General features: G+C 37.9%; 17 protein-coding genes. 3 read left to right on the forward strand and 14 right to left on the reverse strand.

The features are described 5' to 3' along the window. Positions 1-261: 261 nt before the first annotated feature. The 4 genes from SAGCYANO_RS10570 to SAGCYANO_RS10585 form a co-directional block, all read right to left on the reverse strand. Positions 262-816, reverse strand: coding sequence for a Uma2 family endonuclease (locus tag SAGCYANO_RS10570; protein ID WP_202220044.1), 555 nt, complete (start codon positions 814-816; stop codon positions 262-264). Positions 817-1,207: 391 nt separating this feature from the next. After that, positions 1,208-1,846: a Uma2 family endonuclease gene (locus tag SAGCYANO_RS10575; protein ID WP_202220045.1), complete on the reverse strand. Its 639-nt coding sequence runs from the start codon at positions 1,844-1,846 to the stop codon at positions 1,208-1,210. Between the two features lie 70 nt (positions 1,847-1,916). Then, on the reverse strand, positions 1,917-2,558 hold the full coding sequence (locus tag SAGCYANO_RS10580) for a Uma2 family endonuclease (RefSeq protein WP_202220046.1): 642 nt from the start codon (positions 2,556-2,558) through the stop codon (positions 1,917-1,919). 70 nt (positions 2,559-2,628) lie between these two features. Beyond that, positions 2,629-3,267, reverse strand: coding sequence for a Uma2 family endonuclease (locus SAGCYANO_RS10585; RefSeq protein WP_202220047.1), 639 nt, complete (start codon positions 3,265-3,267; stop codon positions 2,629-2,631). On the opposite strand from SAGCYANO_RS10585, the gene SAGCYANO_RS10590 reads away from it, so the two are divergent. Continuing rightward, positions 3,266-3,490 carry a hypothetical protein gene (locus SAGCYANO_RS10590; protein WP_202220048.1) on the forward strand — a complete coding sequence of 75 codons (225 nt, stop codon included), beginning with the start codon at positions 3,266-3,268 and terminating at the stop codon, positions 3,488-3,490. The two genes, SAGCYANO_RS10585 and SAGCYANO_RS10590, sit on opposite strands and share 2 nt — an antisense overlap. A gap of 6 nt (positions 3,491-3,496) precedes the next feature. Here SAGCYANO_RS10590 and SAGCYANO_RS10595 read toward each other — a convergent pair whose 3' ends face one another. The 8 genes from SAGCYANO_RS10595 to SAGCYANO_RS10630 form a co-directional block, all read right to left on the reverse strand. Beyond that, positions 3,497-6,793 (reverse strand): serine protease, encoded by a 3,297-nt coding sequence (locus SAGCYANO_RS10595; protein ID WP_202220049.1) that lies wholly within the window; start codon positions 6,791-6,793, stop codon positions 3,497-3,499. 362 nt (positions 6,794-7,155) lie between these two features. Beyond that, positions 7,156-7,689 (reverse strand): COP23 domain-containing protein, encoded by a 534-nt coding sequence (locus SAGCYANO_RS10600; protein ID WP_202220050.1) that lies wholly within the window; start codon positions 7,687-7,689, stop codon positions 7,156-7,158. Between the two features lie 414 nt (positions 7,690-8,103). Beyond that, positions 8,104-8,628 carry a GUN4 domain-containing protein gene (locus SAGCYANO_RS10605; protein ID WP_202220084.1) on the reverse strand — a complete coding sequence of 175 codons (525 nt, stop codon included), beginning with the start codon at positions 8,626-8,628 and terminating at the stop codon, positions 8,104-8,106. Beyond that, positions 8,562-9,488, reverse strand: a complete 927-nt coding sequence (locus SAGCYANO_RS10610; protein ID WP_202220051.1) for a serine/threonine-protein kinase — start codon at positions 9,486-9,488, stop codon at positions 8,562-8,564. Before SAGCYANO_RS10610 ends, SAGCYANO_RS10605 begins: the two co-directional genes overlap by 67 nt. 114 nt (positions 9,489-9,602) lie before the next feature. Continuing rightward, positions 9,603-10,151: a DUF2062 domain-containing protein gene (locus SAGCYANO_RS10615; RefSeq protein ID WP_202220085.1), complete on the reverse strand. Its 549-nt coding sequence runs from the start codon at positions 10,149-10,151 to the stop codon at positions 9,603-9,605. 340 nt (positions 10,152-10,491) lie between these two features. Continuing rightward, the gene (locus SAGCYANO_RS10620; RefSeq protein WP_202220052.1) at positions 10,492-10,842 is read right to left on the reverse strand and encodes a XisI protein; all 351 of its coding nucleotides are present in this window, start codon (positions 10,840-10,842) and stop codon (positions 10,492-10,494) included. A gap of 50 nt (positions 10,843-10,892) precedes the next feature. Further along, positions 10,893-10,997, reverse strand: a complete 105-nt coding sequence (locus SAGCYANO_RS50200; RefSeq protein WP_202220086.1) for a hypothetical protein — start codon at positions 10,995-10,997, stop codon at positions 10,893-10,895. A gap of 264 nt (positions 10,998-11,261) precedes the next feature. Continuing rightward, on the reverse strand, positions 11,262-11,558 hold the full coding sequence (locus tag SAGCYANO_RS10630) for an element excision factor XisH family protein (protein ID WP_202220053.1): 297 nt from the start codon (positions 11,556-11,558) through the stop codon (positions 11,262-11,264). Between the two features lie 408 nt (positions 11,559-11,966). Here SAGCYANO_RS10630 and mnmE point away from each other — a divergent pair, with 408 nt between their 5' ends. Together mnmE and SAGCYANO_RS10640 are read left to right on the forward strand one after the other, a co-directional pair. Continuing rightward, positions 11,967-13,337 (forward strand): tRNA uridine-5-carboxymethylaminomethyl(34) synthesis GTPase MnmE, encoded by a 1,371-nt coding sequence (mnmE, locus tag SAGCYANO_RS10635; RefSeq protein ID WP_202220054.1) that lies wholly within the window; start codon positions 11,967-11,969, stop codon positions 13,335-13,337. Between the two features lie 1,149 nt (positions 13,338-14,486). Next, positions 14,487-14,879 carry a hypothetical protein gene (locus SAGCYANO_RS10640; protein WP_202220055.1) on the forward strand — a complete coding sequence of 131 codons (393 nt, stop codon included), beginning with the start codon at positions 14,487-14,489 and terminating at the stop codon, positions 14,877-14,879. 971 nt (positions 14,880-15,850) lie between these two features. Here SAGCYANO_RS10640 and SAGCYANO_RS10645 read toward each other — a convergent pair. Both SAGCYANO_RS10645 and SAGCYANO_RS10650 read right to left on the reverse strand, forming a co-directional pair. After that, positions 15,851-16,483 carry a 4Fe-4S single cluster domain-containing protein gene (locus SAGCYANO_RS10645; protein WP_202220056.1) on the reverse strand — a complete coding sequence of 211 codons (633 nt, stop codon included), beginning with the start codon at positions 16,481-16,483 and terminating at the stop codon, positions 15,851-15,853. Positions 16,484-16,525: 42 nt separating this feature from the next. Then, positions 16,526-17,320: a radical SAM protein gene (locus SAGCYANO_RS10650; protein ID WP_202220087.1), complete on the reverse strand. Its 795-nt coding sequence runs from the start codon at positions 17,318-17,320 to the stop codon at positions 16,526-16,528. Positions 17,321-18,509: the final 1,189 nt, after the last annotated feature.

Consider the following 18,509-nt stretch of genomic DNA (forward strand, 5'->3'; position numbering starts at 1 on the left):
GCTGCCCTTTGTGTTGAATGGGGGAAGCCAGATGTTGCTGCCCTTTGTGTTGAATGGGGGACCAGCGGGGGCGAAGGCGAGAACCAAACAATCGCACATTCATACTTCAATTCAGCAACGCCTAATTATCCATTATCCATTATCAATTATTGAATATACCTGTAGTCATTGCGACGGTCACTCCGTGGAAGGAAGCAATCTCAGGAGTTTAGGAGATTGCTTTCTTTCGTCGCCATAACAACTATTCCACCTGAGTTGATATTACTCGAACACTGGCGGCCAAATTTCTGATATTGGCAGTTCCCAACCGGGTAATAATTCCGGAATAGTCAATGTATCTTCATTGGTTAAAACTATTGGTTCCCCAGATGCACGATATACAGTTACGGTTAAGTTTTTCGGGTCTACTAAAATACCTACTTGACTGCCTAACTCAATAAATCTTTGCAGTTTTTCAGCTAGAGGTTTAATGTTATCCGATGCTGACCTGACTTCGATAGTTAGGTCAGGAACGATTTCGGCAAAAGCACGGGGAGCTTTACGCATCTTGGCAGCAGGAACAAAGGATACATCGGGACCGCGTAAGTTGCCGTCTGGGAGACGAAAACCTGCACCCGATCCAGTAACATAACCTAATGCTCTTGGTATCACCCAGTTTTGCAAGAAAAATGTTAACCGGGCGATAATAACTTCGGAAACGTAGTCTGATAATCCCATGATGATAATTTGCCCGTCAACTAATTCGGTGCGGTAGTCTAAATGTGCTTCTGTTAGTTGGGTTTGGATTTTTTCCAAGTCTTCAACTGTTAGAGACATAAGGCATTTCCTGTTAATATTTGAGACTGTAGGTGGAATTTTAACAGGAAATTTATTGGAAATGCAACAGGGAGTCAGTTATCAGTTATTAGAAAATTTTGAGGTGGTGGTGCATCATAATTATTTTTGTTAGGATGCAGGGTAGTGGGAGCATCTTGCTCCCATGCCAGGAATTCCTTGAGAACGCGGAATTTTTTTCACTTATCAAAACAATATGGGTCTAAAACCCCGCCTTTTAAGGCGTAATATTTTTGGAGAATTGCTTAAATCCCCGTTACAAAAATAACTTCTGACTCTCTTGGTGCGCGTTCCGCAAGCGAGCTGGCGTCGTCGCGGGGTCGCACCGCTTCTGACTTCTGACTTCTGACTTCGTTAAACTCCCTATTTCCTGCTATTGAAACTGACTGAATAACCAAGTGTAAACTTGAGTTTGATTTTCTTGATAAGTGCGTTGCAGTGCTTCCTCTAATAAAGAAATTGCTAAATTTGGCAAAACTTGAGACTGGTTAATTCTTTTACTACCTCCATCGGCAATAGCAAAGGCAATAATTTCTTGCTTCTGCACGTCAACTATCCAATATTCAGAAACATTCATTGCTTCATACAACAAACGCTTTTCCCCTTTATCATCAGAAAGGGAAGTATTGGCAACTTCTATAACTAAATTTGGTGGAGGATAAATATCTAGGTCAATAATAGATGTTTTCCTAGGAACTACATTAGCATTTTCTCCAATATAAAAGGAAGCGTCTGGTTGAGCTTCTCGAAATCCAGTTTTGCGGTAGGTACAGTTATCTTTGCCATCTACCTCGATCTTTTTAGCCATCCCAAATAAATTAACTGTAGTAGTAATAATCATGTGGTCTGTAGCATGGTTATTTCCTAATGGTGAGATTTCGATTCTAAATTTTCCGTTGTGGTAGTAACTTTTGGCTTTTTCGTAACTTGGGTCTTCAATGGTTTGGATATATTCTTGCCAGGTTCCTGTTATCCAAGTGTCTGTGGGTATTTGAGTTTGGGTTTTGTTCATGGGTTTTATGAGAAAAGGTATATTTAATCGTTAGTAGGCAAAATTAGCGATCGCTCCACTTTAGCAAATTCTACGACTGAAACTGACTTAATAACCAAGTGTAAACTTGAGCTTGATTTATTTGACGAGTCTGTTGCAACACTTCTTCTAAGAAAGAAATAGCTAATCCTGGTAAAACTTGAGACTCATTAATTTTTTGACTACCTCCGTTGGCAACAGCAAAGGCAATTATTTCTGTATTCTGCACATCAATTATCCAGTATTCAGCAACATTCATTGCTTCATACAACAAACGCTTTTCGCCTTTATCATCTGCAAGGGAAGTATTAGCAACTTCTATAACTAGACTTGGTGGAGGATAAATATCTAGGTTAATAACAGATGTTTCCCAAGGAATTGCATCTGCATTTTCTCCAATATAATAGGAAATGTCTGGTTGAGCTGCTCGAAGTCCAGTTTTGCTATAAGTGCAATTATCTATACAGGTGAGGTTAATTTTTTTGATAGCAGCAAATATATTAATTGTTGTGGTAATAACTGCATGGTCTCTACCATGCTGGCTTCCTAATGGTGACATTTCGATTCTAAATTTTCCGTTGTGGTAGTAACTTTTGGCTTTTTCGTAACTTGGGTCTTCAATGGTTTGGATATATTCTTGCCAGGTTCCTGTTATCCAAGTGTCTGTGGGTATTTGAGTTTGGGTTTTGTTCATGGGTTTTATGAGAAAAGGTATATTTAATCGTTAGTAGGCAAAATTAGCGATCGCTCCATCTTGGCAAATTCTACGACTGAAACTGACTGAATAACCAAGTGTAAGTTTCGATTTGATTTTCTTGAGAAGTCCGTTGCAGCACTTCCTCTAAGAAAGAAATTGCTAAATCAGGTAAAACTTGAGACTGGTTAATTCTTTTACTACCTCCATTAGCAATGGCAAAGGCAATAACTTCTACATTCTGCACATCAACTATCCAATATTCAGCAACATTCATTGCTTCGTATAGCAAACGTTTTTCCCCTATATCATCAGCAAGGGAAGTATTGGCAACTTCTATAACTAGATTTGGTGGAGGATAAATATCTAAGTCAATAATAGATGTTTCAGGAGGAATTACATCTGCATTTTTTCCAATATAAAAGGAAGCGTCTGGTTGAGCTGATCGAAGTCCTGTTTTGCGATAAATACACTCATTTATGCCATCAACCTTAATCTTTTTGGCCATCGCAAATAAGTTAACTAAAGTAATAATAACCATGTGGTCTTTACCGTGTCTGTATCCTGGTGACATTTCGATTCTAAATTTTCCGTTGTGGTAATAACTTTTGGCTTTTTCGTAACTTGGGTCTTCAATGGTTTGGATATATTCTTGCCAGGTGGCAGTTATCCAAGTGTCTGTGGGAAGTTGGGTTTGGGTTTTGTTCATGGGTATTTCAGTTATCAGCGATCGTCGGTACACTCCAATAATAATGAAGTTAATGAATATTGTAGCATTTTTGAGCCTGGTAATTTCAGTTATCAGTTATCAGTTATCAGTTATCAGTAAAAAGCGATCGCTCCTTTCTCTGACAAAAAGAGCGTTGGCGAAGCCTAGCGGCAGCTATCTCGCCTCGGTTATACTAGAAAAGTTAGCTGCTAATTTTGAGTAATTACTGTTATTGTTCCTGAATCTTTTCTAGTTGTTCCATTGCTGTTTGATATCCTTGAGTGTTTTCTTGTTGCTGATATAGAACTGCTGCTTTCTGGAAATTTTCAACAGCTTTTACTTTTTCTCCACTTTCACTGTATGAGCGACCTAGCCACTCATAAAATCTAGCATCTTCTGGTTGTAAGCGAATTCCTTCAGTGAAATTTGCGATCGCTTCTTTATATTTTTGCTGTTGGAAGTATAAAGCTCCTCGCTCGCCGTAATACAAAGCATTGTCAGGTTTCAATTCTATCGCTTTGTTGTAATCTGCCAAAGCTGCCTCATAGTCTCCTAAACTAAGAAATATATTACCACGCGAAATATAGAGTTCATGTGCTGATTCAGGGTCAAGACTGATAGCTTTGTTGTAACTTTCTATTGCTTTTTGCTTTTCTCCTATTTGAAAATAAGCATCGCCTCGGTTAGCATAATATAAGGCATGATCTGGTTTCAATTCTATGGCTTTGTTATAATCTGCCAAAGCTGCCTCATAATCTTCTAGCTGATAAAGTGCTTGAGCACGTACATTATAGCGTTCATGGGCTGATTCGGGGTCGAGACTGATAGCTTTGTTGTAACTTTCTATTGCTTTTTGCTTTTCTCCCATTTTAAAGTAAGCATCGCCTCGGTTAGTATAATATAAGGCATAATTTGGTTTCAATTCTATGGCTTTGTTGACATCTGTCAAAGCTGCCTCATAGTCTTCTAGGTGATAAAGTGCTTGAGCACGCCAATTATAGTATTGGTGCGCGCTTGCCTGTAGGTCTGAGGAGAATTTGATGGCGTTGTCGTAATCATCTATTCCTTTCTGCTTTTCCTTCAAAGCAAAATAGCCATTACCGCGAATCCTGTAAAGGTCACCATGATCGGGTTGTAAGCGTAAAGCTTTTTCTAAATATTCCGTAAACTTCTGTCTATTTCCTTGTTTCGCGTAAACAAATCCTCGCTCTGCGTAAGCAGTAGCAAAATCTGGCTCCGCTTCTATAGCTCGATCAAAATATTCGATTGCTTGAGCATAGTCTTCCTTCCTTGTGTATATTTGTCCTTTAAGGGTGTAAGTAAAGGCATTACCTGGATTCAGAACTAATGCCTTATTGATATCTGCGATCGCTTCTTCGTAGTCTTTCTCTTCCCAGGTTGTTTTTTCTGAATCTTCCAGGTGGACTCTTGCCCAAGCACGTCTGAGATAACCATAAGAGTTATCACGATTCATTTCAATCGCTTGATCGGCAGCTTCCAGAGCTTCTTGGTACAATCCCAGATACTTTAGAACGCTGCTTTTCCATTGATAAAGAATAAAATCATTAGGCGTATATTCGATCGCCTGTTCCAAAGCTTGCAGAGATTCATTGTATTGTCCTAAATCGAAATGGGCACTAGACTTTTGACGCCAAGCTTGAGATAATGCTCGATACTTATATTCAACCTCTGGTAGATTTTTGGCATACTTTGCTGCTTCTGTCAAAGATTTTATTGCCTCTAGATAATTTTTCTGACGCATTAACGTCCAGCCATGAGAATACCAAGCTAGATAAAAATCTGGTTCAATTGAAATTGCTTGTTCAAAAGCTTCCAGTGATTTTTCATATCGACGTAATCGCCACAATTTGTTACCATAATTAAGCCATTCAACTGCAGTAGCATTACTTTGTGGTTCTTGTAAATTGATTAAGTCACTAATAACTAAATCTTGAGTTGCAGCGTCTAGTCGCTGTGGCAAAGAAGTCTGTTGGTTAATACTGAGGTTAATTTTTTCCTGTTCCAGTTTAGCCAAAAAGGTGCGAATAGGAACTCCTAAACTATAACCTACTTCAAGAATAGGTTTCTGTGAATCCCTTTGCAAAACTGGACTTTCATCTCCCTCCACTGATTCTGCTGCTGTATGAATTCCAATTAAACGACCTTCTGTATCTAATACTGGTCCACCACTCATACCTTTTTCTGAGAAGTTGCCGTAGACCAACCCAAAACCCGAAATAAAAGAACGCTCATCTTTTGCTGAGTTAAACCCACCTAGACCTAAAAGGTAGCCAGCATTAAATTGACGGTCAGACTCTAGGTTTGCTGCTGTGGGCTGTTTTGATGCTGGCCATCCTGAGAGGAAAACTACTCTGTCTTCTATTCCTCTAGCATAGTCTCCTATAGTGACTACTTGATAGGATTGGTTGCTTGTAAACTCTAAAAGTGCTAAGTCTAAACCTTGAGATTTACTCCAATTTTTGGTTTTGTTAGAATCAACTACATATTCTTGACCATCGTGGGTGAAAACTTTCAGCCCCTTCCCATTAGCAACATGACCAGCAGTCAGCACATAGTAAGTATTTCCTTCTTTTGCAACAATTACTCCTGAACCATTTTCCTGGTCTGACCTAGTAATTAATACAGAAACCTTTTGGGCAATACCATTAACTTTTTCTGCTAATGGAGCCATCGGTTCTGGGGAACGCTTCTCAACTGTTAGTGTTACAGTATTGTCTGAGGCCAACTGGGGAGCAAGTTGAGCCAACTTATCTACGGGAACTCCCCAACTGGAGCGTCTCATTCGAGCTTCTAGGTCATCATTGGGGCGAGTGCCATCTTCATATACATAAGGACGACTGAAACTGAGAGCTTGTGCAAAAATACCATTAATGCCAACAACTTCACCCCGACTATTGAGTATTGGTCCCCCACTCATACCTTTTTCAACATCAGTAGTGTAGCCAATGAGATAACCTCCCTCTAATGGTTTTGGTAATACTAAGGAAATTCTGCCTGTTTGGAAAATAAATCCATTTGCATCCGAGGATTCAGGTTCAAAAGGAAATCCAGCTACATATATTGGAGAACCTTTCTCAACAGTTTTTAAGTTCCCTAGAAAAGCGACAGTATAATTCTGACTAGCATTAAATTGCAACAATGCCATGTCATTGCTGCCAAAGTTGGCTTCAGGAACAGCTTTAGCTTGGTAAATTTTACCATCAGGGGTTTCTATTTGGTGAGACGCTCCGTTTTCTATAACGTGCTGGTTAGTTAAAACGGTATAAACTCCATTTTGTTTGCGAATCAATATTCCCGAACCCCTATTTTCTCCGGATAAAACTTTAACAGTAATAGATTTTGCTAGGGTTTGTAATTGCTCGGCTGATTTTTCGGAAGTGACTTGTTGAGCAATAACTTTGGGAGTAGCAATACTAATTTCGTAGCCAACAATGGGTAAGATTAATATTGCTCCTATGCTAGCGATTAGAGTTAGTGATTTATATTTTTTGTTTCCTGGTATCATTATTTTTTCCTATAATCCCAATAATTTGCAGCGATTTTAATTAGGGTATATCACTGTAAGGACGTTGCATGCAAGGTCCCTACGAGTTTTCGGTTGTGACAATGTGGTTTATAAATCTGATGCCTAAGTTCTGTTTGTTTTAGAGGACATCTGAAAAGTTGTTTAATACTGAATTTTGCCCCCCTAGCCCCCCAATTCTGGGGGGAACAAGAATCTATTAGCTGGTAAAAGTCCCCCAATTTTGGGGGATGCGCGGGGGCGCGTGATGTAGCAAATGAGACTTCTCAGACAACCTCTTGTATACACCTAAATTAGAGGGTGGCTATAATAGTCACCCCTCTAAAATATGAACAAAGCCAAAATTATCTTGACTTAGTAGTTAATTTTGATTTTTGAGTGAGCATAAAAGCAACATCATAGTAATCCCGAGGAGAACCATCTTCACTTTGAATCAGTGGACCACTTGCTTTAAAACCTGTACCAAAAAGTGCGCCAAGCACTTCATTAGGCTGATCTTCATCCCTTAAGGTAAATAGTACTATGTTACATGGTCCGCCATATCGACGAGTACCACAAATAACATTGGAGTTGCTGGCAACTGCGCTAGTGAGATAATTCAAAACCCCTTCTTCTTCAGCTTTCTGGAACTTCTGAGAAACAATCTGACAGCGTTTTTCAGGAGTAAATTCATTACTCCAAGGTTTTTGCCAGCTAATTATGGGAATTCTTTTTCCACTTGCAGTACGAGCATAGGTAGTAGGTATACCTGTGCTACTTTTTCCGCAAAAATAGACTGTTTTGCCCCTTTGAGCAAAGCTGGATTGACTAAATGTAGCAATGCTACCAATAGCAACTGCACTTGCAGCTATGGCTGACAGAATAGATTTAAGTTTCATAAATGATTCTTTGTAATGTTTCTAGAGAGGTAAGGCTAAGACTAGAATTTATAATCTGAAGTTACCAGTTAAATTCCTAAAAATTCATCCTAAAAATAACAACTTGATTTAAGAACTGTCAAGCTAGAAATTACACGGTTGTTTGTCAACTACAAATTATATTAAATCCGTATAATTTCTGATAAACCAAATGTTATATCTTTAGCTATTACCAAATATTTCTAAATTATATTCCCTCATAACTTCTGACTTCTAACTATCTAAAATCATACCAATGCTACCGAATTTGATATTACCAGGACTTACGCATAAGGTAGGAAAAATTAGGATTTGAGACTGCTTTCCGTTCCGGAATGCTCCGCAAACCCTGTCGGTCGCAATGACGGAAATATTTTGCAGGTAAGTAAGTCCTAATTACCTGTTTCTTGAGCAGGCATTCATGCGAGAGAATAATTCCCCTTTCCGCAAGGTATCTCTAAGGATTGCACTACTAGGTAAATGACCTGGTAATGCTTCACTAGAAAAATTAAGTTCTTGGTCAGATATCCAGATTCCTTCTTGTTGCCAACCCACTGTCTTACCGAATTCATTAAAAGTATTTTCCTTGTATTCCCCTATTACATTACCTGTTTCTTCATACTTAGATTTTTGAACGCTGAAACCAAACTTTTTCTGGTAAGATTCTTGCCAAAGTTGATTAATACGAACTAAATCTTGACAGGGAAACTTTTCAATTTCATCTACTTTGAAAAAAGCTTCACCATCTTCACTATTTTGTTTAGTTACTTTCAGCATAATATCTATAGTTTCCTGATTTGCTTTTTGCCAATCTTGAGTTTTTAAATGTTTTTCTAGCTGATTGTAATTTCCGATTAATTCTGGTTGTGGATTTTGATTTTTATAATAGCAAATAAAGATATTCCAGCTATTGCAGCAAATACTGAAGTGATAATAACTTTAATTGGAAACTTACGTTCCTTTGGGGAAATATTTACCAGAGCCTGCAAAGCTTCACTAGCATTTTTATAGCGTTCTTTATAGTCGTAGCGCACCATTTTTTTCAGAACATTTGCTAACTGCTTGCTAATCTGAAAATTTTCCCAACCAATAATTTCACCAGTATGATCTTTTTGTATTTCTTGAGGATATGAACCAGTAATTGCTTGGATGGCAATAATCCCAACAGCATAAATATCACTACATAACTTAGGAAAGCCATTTGCTTGTTCAGGAGCCATATATACAGGAGTACCAACAGCAATAGTAGGAGTTGTTTTTCCTTGCTTATTTAAGCTTAAAACGCTGAGTTCTTTCACCGCTCCAAAATCAATCATCACCAGCTTATTATCTTGCTCGCGACGCATTAAATTTGAAGGTTTAAGGTCTCTATGAATGATATTATTATTATGAACATACTTTAATATTTCTAGTATTTCTTGAAGAAGCCGAATTACAGAAGTTTCATCTAATAACTTGCCAGGAATTATTTCTTCATCCAAATCATGTCCTTTAACAAACTCTTGAACTAAATAAAATTCACCATCTTCCTCAAAATGTGCTAATAGCTGCGGAATTTGCTCGTGTTGCCCTAATTCATATAGAGTTTTTGCTTCTGTTTCAAATAACCGTCGTGCTATCTGTAAAACTTCTGGATGAGGATTTTTCTTCAGTTTTTTAACAACACATTGGGGATGGCCTGGTAAAGCCATATCTACGGCCAAATAGGTTTCTCCAAATCCACCTTCACCTAAAAAATCGGTAATTCGGTAGCGACCTAGTAGTGTTCTGTCAACTAGCATATTTAGTACGAGTATTGAGCATTCCTATTTTGTCATATTTTTCTAATAAAAGGAAATGGGCAATAGTAAAGAAGAGAAAACAGCATTTATGAATTGCTTTGATCGGGAAAATTGTTAATCAATTGAAGAGGATTTTTTTCCGCGATCGCGACGCCACAAACAAATCAATTTTAACCCTACAAAATAACTGAATGTTCCACAAATTATACCCATGACAAAACAACCTAAAAATAGAGCTATTACAAACTGAGTTCCATATTTCATTAACTCTTGAAATGAAATAATACTATCAGGCATAAATTCCTCTTTAGAGTTGAGTAATAATCTACCAACTTGAAAGTTAATTGCATAAATTGGTACATAAGTCAAAGGATTACTCACCCAAGTACCAGCAGCGGCAGCAATTTTATGACCCCGGAACAAAGTTGCTAGTGCTACACCCACTATGGTTTGCAGACCAAAAATTGGAAATAATCCGGCAAAGACCCCTGTCGCTAAACCCCTAGCAATATATTCTGGAGTTCCCCGCATCCGAATGAAGCGCCAGTATAAATATCGCCCATATCTATACAATTTTGGTGGTTTATCTCTATTTGATAGAGATTTTTTTGTAGTCAGTTTAGATAGTAGTTGCTGAGAAGTTTGTGAGATATTTTTGAACATATTCATAGCATTTCACGGAAGTTAAAAGTCAAAAGTTAAAAGTAAGATTTTAGCATATTTCGGGCAAATGATGTACAAGATGAATAGTGAAAATATTGTAGTGCGGGCATCTTGCCCGCGATAGGTGTAGCTCATAACAATGGAAAACGCTGTATATCTATCGTAAGTCCTGATGTTGTTGGGTTTATCCTAACGGATAAGCTGGCGCTAACGTACCTCAACCCAACCTACAGTTAGGTTAATAATAACGATCACCAAGAGAAAATCAAGTTCAATATTTCAAGTCTCTGACTTCAAGCAGAGGTACTGATAACTGATAACTGTTAACTGATAACTGAAATTACACCCCATACCCAGTATGTTGACGAATCTCAGGAGGATGAAAAGCAAGTACAATTCCATCCTTCGGTACTCCTGCATCCACAAGTTCATCGGTAATGCCATCTTCGATACCATCGTGGTGAATCCAAATTTTATCATTTCTGATTTCAGCATGAACAACCGTACCATATAAACGGAGACCATTTTGCCATCCTTCGTTGACTAATAGAAAATGGTTGCGATCGCTACTAACAATTACATAAGTTTTCACATCACCATAGCGGTAAGGGAGATCGGCGTAGTATTGCAAGATTTTTATGAGTGTTTCACGCCATTTTTCCAGATCTAAGAGTTGACTTGTGGTTTCCATTGAATAATTTCCTCCATTTTGGCATCAAAAACAAACAGGCGAAAACCAGGTTATTCTAACAGCAGTTCTCCAACTTCCTGCTTAAAGAAAGTTTCAAAAACATTGCGCTCGACTGCCAAATATATTTGACGTAACGAGTCTTGTTTCTTAAGTATTCTACTATATCAGGACTTACGCATAAACACTATATCTGGTAGGGGCGAATGGCATTCGCCCTCTACAGATAGCGTATTATCTACAAGTTTGCGTAAGTCCTGTATATAAAAAAAAGGCGTTGCTGAATTGAAGTATGAATGCGCGATTGTTTGGTTCTGGTTAAGCCCCCTAAATCCCCCGTTCAACAAAAAGCGAAGCATCCTCTGGCTTCCCCCTTTCCAAGGGGGACGGGAGGGGGATAAAAAAGGGGGACTTTTAGAGTTTTATTCCCCCCAAAATTGGCTTGCTCGGGGGGCAAAATCATACCCAGAATCAGCAACGCAAAAAAATTGCCCCCATGCTTTTTTCAGCTCATTAACTAGAGAAGCACTCATAAAACTTTTGACTTCAACAGCTATTTTTGTAGCACCTCGTTCTGCAGCAATCAATTTTTCGGCACCCATATCAACTAAGACGTTACGAATGCCAATTCTAAGAACCAGTGGATCGTCAGTAATAGTCCAACCATCTTTTATTAAGGCAGTTTTGACAGTATCGTGATGAAAGTCCTTAGCAGCCATGGGGTAGTTTTTCTGTAGTTTGATATTTAATTAATTGTAGGTTGGGTTAAGCGACAGTGCAACCCAACAAAATGTAGCTAGGAGTCAGGTATAATATAGACAGGACTTATATCATGTCCGGTAGCATCGGTATTGTATAGTAAATAGGCAACAGCTCATCTGGCAACAGGCAAGAAAAAAGCTTAAATTTCCTGTAGATACCCACGCTAACTTTATCAAGACTTACACAAAATCTGAAATTATGCACTACCTATAAGGGCGAATGCCATTCGCCCCTACTGGGTGCTTCTCTCCTATTAATATTCTGATGATTTTTATTGTTATAATTATTCTCACAGAAAAAAATCAAACTCAGTATTTCCATCTTCCTGCTGATAACTGATAACTGATAACTGATAACTGAAAAAAATGACTACTATTGCCGCGATCGCTACTGCTATTATCCCCCAACAAGGAAGTGTGGGGATAGTCCGGATGTCTGGTTCTGAGGCAATGAAAATTGCTAAAACTCTATTTCATGCACCAGGGAAGCAGGTTTGGGAAACTCACCGCATTCTCTATGGTTATATTCGCCATCCCCAAACTGGGCAGTTAGTAGATGAAGCTTTGTTATTAATTATGAAAGCTCCTCGTTCTTATACTCGTGAGGATATAGTTGAGTTTCACTGTCATGGTGGAATTATTCCCATACAAAAAGTATTACAATTATGTATTGAGGCAGGGGCAAGACTGGCACAACCAGGGGAGTTTACTTTACGAGCTTTTTTAAATGGAAGACTGGATCTGACTCAGGCGGAAAGTGTTGCGGATCTTGTGGGGTCTCAGTCTCCTGCCGCTGCTCAAGTTGCTTTGGCTGGTTTGCAAGGTAAGTTAGCTAGTCCAATTCGTCAGTTAAGGGCTAACTGTATTGATATTTTAGCAGAGATAGAGGCTCGCATTGATTTTGAGGAAGATTTACCACCTTTGGATGAGTCGGGAATAAGTCAAAAAATGGATAGTATTTTGGTAGATTTGTCAAGAATATTAGCAAGTGCAAATCAAGGGGAATTGTTACGCAATGGTTTGAAGGTGGCTATTATCGGACGTCCGAATGTGGGCAAGTCGAGTCTATTAAATGCCTGGAGTCGTAGCGATCGCGCTATTGTGACTAATCTTCCTGGCACTACGAGGGATGTGGTAGAGTCTCAGTTAGTGGTGGGTGGTATCCCGGTGCAGGTTTTGGATACAGCGGGTATTCGAGAAACTGAGGACCAGGTGGAAAAAATGGGGGTGGAGCGATCGCGTCGAGCGGCTGAGTCTGCTGACCTTGTTTTATTGACTATTGACGCTAGTGCTGGGTGGACGGAGTTAGATGAGGTTATTTATCAGCAGGTAAAACATCGTTCTTTAATTTTGATAATTAATAAGGTTGACCTGGTTAAGTCGGAATTTATGGAGTCTATTTTTTATCCAGAAACTATTAAGAATGTTGTGACTACAGCAGTGATTAATAATCAAGGAATTGAGGAACTGGAAGCAGCAATTATTAATTCTGTAAATTTGGGTGATTTGCAGGCAGAAAATCTAGATTTTGCTATTAATCAAAGGCAAGAAGCAGCTTTAACTAGGGCAAAGGTGGCTTTGGAGCAATGTTTAAATACAATTAAAAATAATTTACCTCTAGATTTTTGGACTATAGATTTAAGGGGAGCAATTTATGCTTTGGGGGAGGTTACGGGAGAGGATGTAACGGAGTCTGTTTTAGATAAAATTTTTAGTCGCTTTTGTATTGGGAAATAATTTCTCAGAGTTTTACTTTTGAGTCTCTTCTATATTTTGTCTGTCATCTCGATATTTGGGTATTTGGGTCATCATTCTCTATGATGCGAAGGGTGAAAAAATAATGCTTAACTTAGGTGACACTTCAATTATTCTGAATAACTTTTTTTGATAATTAGCACCCCAGTTATACCAAATTGATAGATGTTTGCTACAAATATCTAGGGTATTTCTTAGAAGTCAACCCACCCTAACCCCTCCCAGGAGGGGAAGTCAGGAGTCAGGAGTCATAATGAATAGGTTCAATACCAGTTTTTACCTCATAAATTTTCTTTTTTGTCAAAGGGACATATACTGTTAAGTCTTTTGGTCGCGTCAGCGGAATGGAGTTCTATTGCACTTATTATTCGTAACATTCTTTTTTCACAATGGTATTATTGTTAATTATTCTGATGTTTATATGAAATACAAAAAATTATGCTACTTATGAATCTCCCCTCCTTATACCTTAAAACTCTCTCTTCTTAACTTCCTAGTGCAGGATGGTAGAAATAACTAACCAGTTACAAAATCCTAAAAGCCTTACCAATCAAGACTTTTGACTGTATTGAGTGTGTCTTACATTCTGAGGAAACCTCAGAATTACACACTCGCTTTTATAGCAGTCGAAGTAAAGGTTAGGACAGGTCAAAAGCTTAAAACTCAGACAACGTAATACTTTTCCTTCTTCCTTCTTCCTTCTTCCTTCTTTCTTCTGCTATAACTTTTGACTTTGAACTTCCGCGTAGCGGCACTGACTTCTGACTTTTGATTCCTGACTCCTGACTCTTTTTGGAAGATTGAAAAAATTATGAGAATATTTGTGAATATTTGTGATAATTTATGATAATATTTTACAAAGTAAGGAAAACTAACGAAGTACAAATTATTTAATCAAACTGTATTTCTGGTAAAGCAGTATCGGAGGGCATCCGAGAACTGAGGTTAACCACCTGAACGACTGGGGACAACTCCACCTCTGGCTAGCTACTGCGTGAGTAGAGATAGTTAAGTGGTCTGAATGATCCAGTAATCCCTGATGCACGAGTATGGGAGAATCCACTCACTTTAGGGAGTGGAGTATGTCAAATAACATAACAATATCAACATAATACATAAGGATAAAAACAAATGAGTGGATTTATCGGAGCATTGTTTGGACTATTTAGCGGTAAGAAGGCCGAAGATCAGGGTAGCGGTGAAGCTTTTTTCCTAGATGCAGATAGTGCAAGTAGTCTTGGTGATGTAGATTTTATGCGGAAATCTATCGCAGTTAAGAGGAGCTATCCCAAAGCAGCAGGTAAGATTAACTTGATAGAAGGAGAGACAGAAAAGAGTGCTTCTTCTATGCAAGTGAAAGAAATTATAGGAGAAACTAAAACTGCTTCTTCTAGCACATCTACTTCTAGTTCAACACAATCTTCTACATTTAACTCTACTCCTGTAAAACCTCGTACCGTTAGTAACTCTAATAGTGGACTAGATTTCAAAAGTATGGCTCGTGATATCAAGAAAAAGAAATAATTACTTTTGCTAGATTTAGATGGCAAAGTAATTATTATCAATTTGACTGAAAAATATAGCAATCCAATTTCAGGTTTGAAACTTTACCATTGAGTAAGTTTATTGCACAATGGCTAAGTTTTTATATCTACTGAGGATTACTATATTTTTTGTTTTCTGAGTAATATCATGTCCGGTAGCATCGGTATTGTATAGAGAAGGTAAGGAAGAAGTAGGGGCGATTCGCGAATCGCCCCTACAAAGCAAGGAAAAACCTTATATGACGGTAGATACTTCCCCAACTTTTACACAAACGATACCAACGGACACGATATAATAGACATCTCCAAAAATCAAAAATAAAATCAATTATCGTAAAGAAATTATCAGTTCTTTCCCCCCTATTCCCTATTCCCTATTCCCTATTCCCTCTTTTCTGGAGATGTCTAATATCAATTTGATAAATGTTTACTACAAATAGCTAGGGTATTTTTTAGGAGTCAACCCACCCCTAACCCCTCCCAACCCACCCCTAACCCCGACCGTGGAGGGGAGGGGAAGTCAGGAGTCAGGAGTCGTATGGGAATGGCTTCAGTACCAATTTTTAGGTCATAAATTCTCTTTTTTGTCAAAGAGATATTTCCTGTACTTGTATTTTAATCACACTTATCATTCGTAGCAAACATTTATCAAACTTGTATGATAAGTTCTTGCTGATTTTTAATTAAGGCTTGCTGATTAAATCTAAAAGCATTGATATATAAAGACTTTAGCCTTTTTGGTGTCGAAAGAAGTGCGCCTGTTTCATTCTAAAACGCTCTAAAAGTTAGTATTTTAGGCGCATAGTTGGGCAGAAAAATCAAGGGACAATTCTTACTTCTATCTCCTCGCTCATTCCCATTTCTCCTGTATTCCCCTCCTGGGAGGGGAGGGGCGAGGGGTGGGTTGTCTCCTGTCTCCTACCCCTACTAAAAGACTTTTGAGCGCAAACCCTAATTCTCGCCCAAACCTAACTGTCCCCAATAACCAGTAAATATCCGACTACCATCTTTCAGTACATGAATTTCTAGGCGATCGCTTGCCCAATTTAATTGATTTTTTAATGCTGGATTAAATACTCTCACTCTTTGATTACTAGAAGAAACTAAGGAATTAGGAGAATGAATAGCTAAAGTTTCTATAAATGGTCCGTCAATTAAAATATCTAACTGAGATAATAATTTTTCAGCTCCTTCTGGGGCATTTTTGGATTGCAATTCTCTGAGGGTAAACCCACTAAAAGACATTACATTTAAACCACGAGCTTTTAAGATTTCTGCTAATTCTGCTAGTGCTGATGCTTGTAAAAAAGGCTCCCCTCCAGAAAATGTAACTCCTGTATTCCGAGGATTATTTAGTATTTTATTTGCTAGTTCTTCAATACTTATTAATTGGTTAATATCAAAATACCAAGAATCAGGATTAAAACATCCAGTACATCCACGTTTACAACCTTGTACCCATACTACAGCACGACAACCAGGACCGTTGACTTCGGATTCATCAATATAGCCCATAATATTGAGATATCCTGATGGAATTTCTACTGGTGTTGTGGTTGATAATTTGGCTGTTAAGTTACTCATATTTCTATTTAATGCTTTTTTTATAGTCAAACAACCAGGATGTTATTTCTGTTTATAACGAACAGGAATGTTAGTATTTTTGTGAATTTCTTCTGCAAAATTTTGTAACTTTTCTGGGCTAATACACTTTAATTTTTGTACTGCATAAGGACGATCGTCTGTATGATTTCCTCTGCCATCTAATTGACGTTTTATGGGTTTAGGTCGAGTGGGGGTGTTAAGTTGAATTTCATCTGGTTTGAGAGATTTTATCAAGTTAATATATTCTATTTTGTTTTGAGTATTCCATGGAGATAAAATCATTGTTTGGATTGCTAATTTACCTTGATATTTATCTCGAAAATCTTTGATGTTTTGCCAGATATCTGACAGATTTAATATTTCTGCGGGTCGATTTATTCCTTGTAGTTGTTTGAAGGTTACTGCATCTATTTTGATTGATACTCGATCTACTAAAGCTAAGGCTGATTTAACTTCTGGATTAGTTAAAGTTGTGCCATTTGTTAATACTAATATTGGTTTGTTTGTTAATTTTTTCGTTTCTTGTAGAATCTCTTTTAAATTCAGAGCTAATGTTGGTTCTCCACTGCCACTCAGAGTGATAATATCTACATCCCACGGCGCAAATTTTTGTAGATTTAATAATATTTCTGTGGTAGAGACATAGACTGAGCGATCGCTTATTTTTTGTTCGATTTCTCCTAATTGACAGTAAACACAATTGAAGGAACAGGTAGAAATTTTGCCTATGGGGTCTATTCCTAGAGAGCGACCATATCGCCAAGATTTTACTGGTCCATAGACTGGTATAAATTCATCAGTTAATTTTGTAATCATTTGATTTGATATCATGTCCGGTTGAATAATTATTTATAAGTGATTAGGGAGCAGGGACCCACCCCTCGCCCCTCCCCTCCCAGGAGGGAATTTGGGAGTAGGGAAAATAAAAAGATTTGCCCTGTACAGAAAGGATAGTTTTTTCATAACTAATTACTAATTATCCGGACATGATATGATTGATTTAATTTTTATTTCTCGCATTTGCATTGATTTATTATCTATAAATAATTTAGCGCTTACGAGTTCTAAAAACCTCCTCCTTAATATTGCCTTTATTTATCCTCACCTATTTATTAAGAAGATAGATATAAGTAGATATTCTTTGAAGTATTGCAGTATACAAATATTCTTTTTTTACATAAATTAATAAACTGACAACATATAGGAAGTAGAGAGAAAGAATTATTCAGCAATTAACAATTAACAATTAATAATTACCTCTTCTTAAAACGGAATTGATTGACTAAAAGGATTTTTTTTGATTCTCTTGGTCGATTGGATATGGCGCAGGTTTCGGAGCCATCCCATCCTAGGTCATGCTCCGCAAACGACCGCTTTATCCCCTTAAAAGGGTCGGCTTCAAGGCGTGAATTGTTGAATGAATAATTATTAACCATCAACTATTAATTATTAATTATTAATTATTAATTATTCCGTAACTTCTGTGTGATAATTGATTTTATTTTTATTATTGAACAAGAGTACGGGAGCAAGATGCTCCCACTATCGTGTCTGGTAACAAAAAATAATGACAATACACGACCACCCTTAACGAAGTCAGAACTCAGAAGTTAACCCACCCTAACCCCTCCCAACCCACCCCTAACCCCTCCCAACCCACCCTAACCCCTCCCAGGAGGGAAGTAGGGGATTTGAACTCCGCTCGAAAAATATTTCGCCTTAAAAGGTGGGGTTGCGCCACCCAATCCTGTTTGATAAATTATTTTTTTGAGTGTGAGCATCCTGGTTTAGTGCCGCTACCTGGAAGTTAAAAGTTATGCATTTAAAAGTCAATCATTTTTGATTTGTAATTGTTCGCGCGATTTTGCAACCAGTTATTTCCCCCATCCTGCACTAGGAATAATACCAAATTGATAAATGTTTGCTACAAATAGTTAGGGTATTTATTCTAATGCGCGAATGCGCGAATGCAGAATGCATAGATTTAATACCATTTTTGATGTTT

It is taken from the genome of Okeania sp. KiyG1 (assembly GCF_014132355.1).
Lineage (GTDB): Bacteria > Cyanobacteriota > Cyanobacteriia > Cyanobacteriales > Microcoleaceae > Okeania.

Bases quoted from the DNA above. Each gene is read 5' to 3' on its own strand.
- SAGCYANO_RS10570 (WP_202220044.1), bottom strand. From the start codon at position 816: ATGTCTCTAACAGTTGAAGACTTGGAAAAAATCCAAACCCAACTAACA.
- SAGCYANO_RS10575 (WP_202220045.1), bottom strand. From the start codon at position 1,846: ATGAACAAAACCCAAACTCAAATACCCACAGACACTTGGATAACAGGA.
- SAGCYANO_RS10580 (WP_202220046.1), bottom strand. From the start codon at position 2,558: ATGAACAAAACCCAAACTCAAATACCCACAGACACTTGGATAACAGGA.
- SAGCYANO_RS10590 (WP_202220048.1), top strand. From the start codon at position 3,266: ATGGGTATTTCAGTTATCAGCGATCGTCGGTACACTCCAATAATAATG.
- SAGCYANO_RS10585 (WP_202220047.1), bottom strand. From the start codon at position 3,267: ATGAACAAAACCCAAACCCAACTTCCCACAGACACTTGGATAACTGCC.
- SAGCYANO_RS10595 (WP_202220049.1), bottom strand. From the start codon at position 6,793: ATGATACCAGGAAACAAAAAATATAAATCACTAACTCTAATCGCTAGC.
- SAGCYANO_RS10600 (WP_202220050.1), bottom strand. From the start codon at position 7,689: ATGAAACTTAAATCTATTCTGTCAGCCATAGCTGCAAGTGCAGTTGCT.
- SAGCYANO_RS10610 (WP_202220051.1), bottom strand. From the start codon at position 9,488: ATGCTAGTTGACAGAACACTACTAGGTCGCTACCGAATTACCGATTTT.
- SAGCYANO_RS10615 (WP_202220085.1), bottom strand. From the start codon at position 10,151: ATGTTCAAAAATATCTCACAAACTTCTCAGCAACTACTATCTAAACTG.
- SAGCYANO_RS10620 (WP_202220052.1), bottom strand. From the start codon at position 10,842: ATGGAAACCACAAGTCAACTCTTAGATCTGGAAAAATGGCGTGAAACA.
- SAGCYANO_RS10630 (WP_202220053.1), bottom strand. From the start codon at position 11,558: ATGGCTGCTAAGGACTTTCATCACGATACTGTCAAAACTGCCTTAATA.
- mnmE (WP_202220054.1), top strand. From the start codon at position 11,967: ATGACTACTATTGCCGCGATCGCTACTGCTATTATCCCCCAACAAGGA.
- SAGCYANO_RS10640 (WP_202220055.1), top strand. From the start codon at position 14,487: ATGAGTGGATTTATCGGAGCATTGTTTGGACTATTTAGCGGTAAGAAG.
- SAGCYANO_RS10645 (WP_202220056.1), bottom strand. From the start codon at position 16,483: ATGAGTAACTTAACAGCCAAATTATCAACCACAACACCAGTAGAAATT.
- SAGCYANO_RS10650 (WP_202220087.1), bottom strand. From the start codon at position 17,320: ATGATTACAAAATTAACTGATGAATTTATACCAGTCTATGGACCAGTA.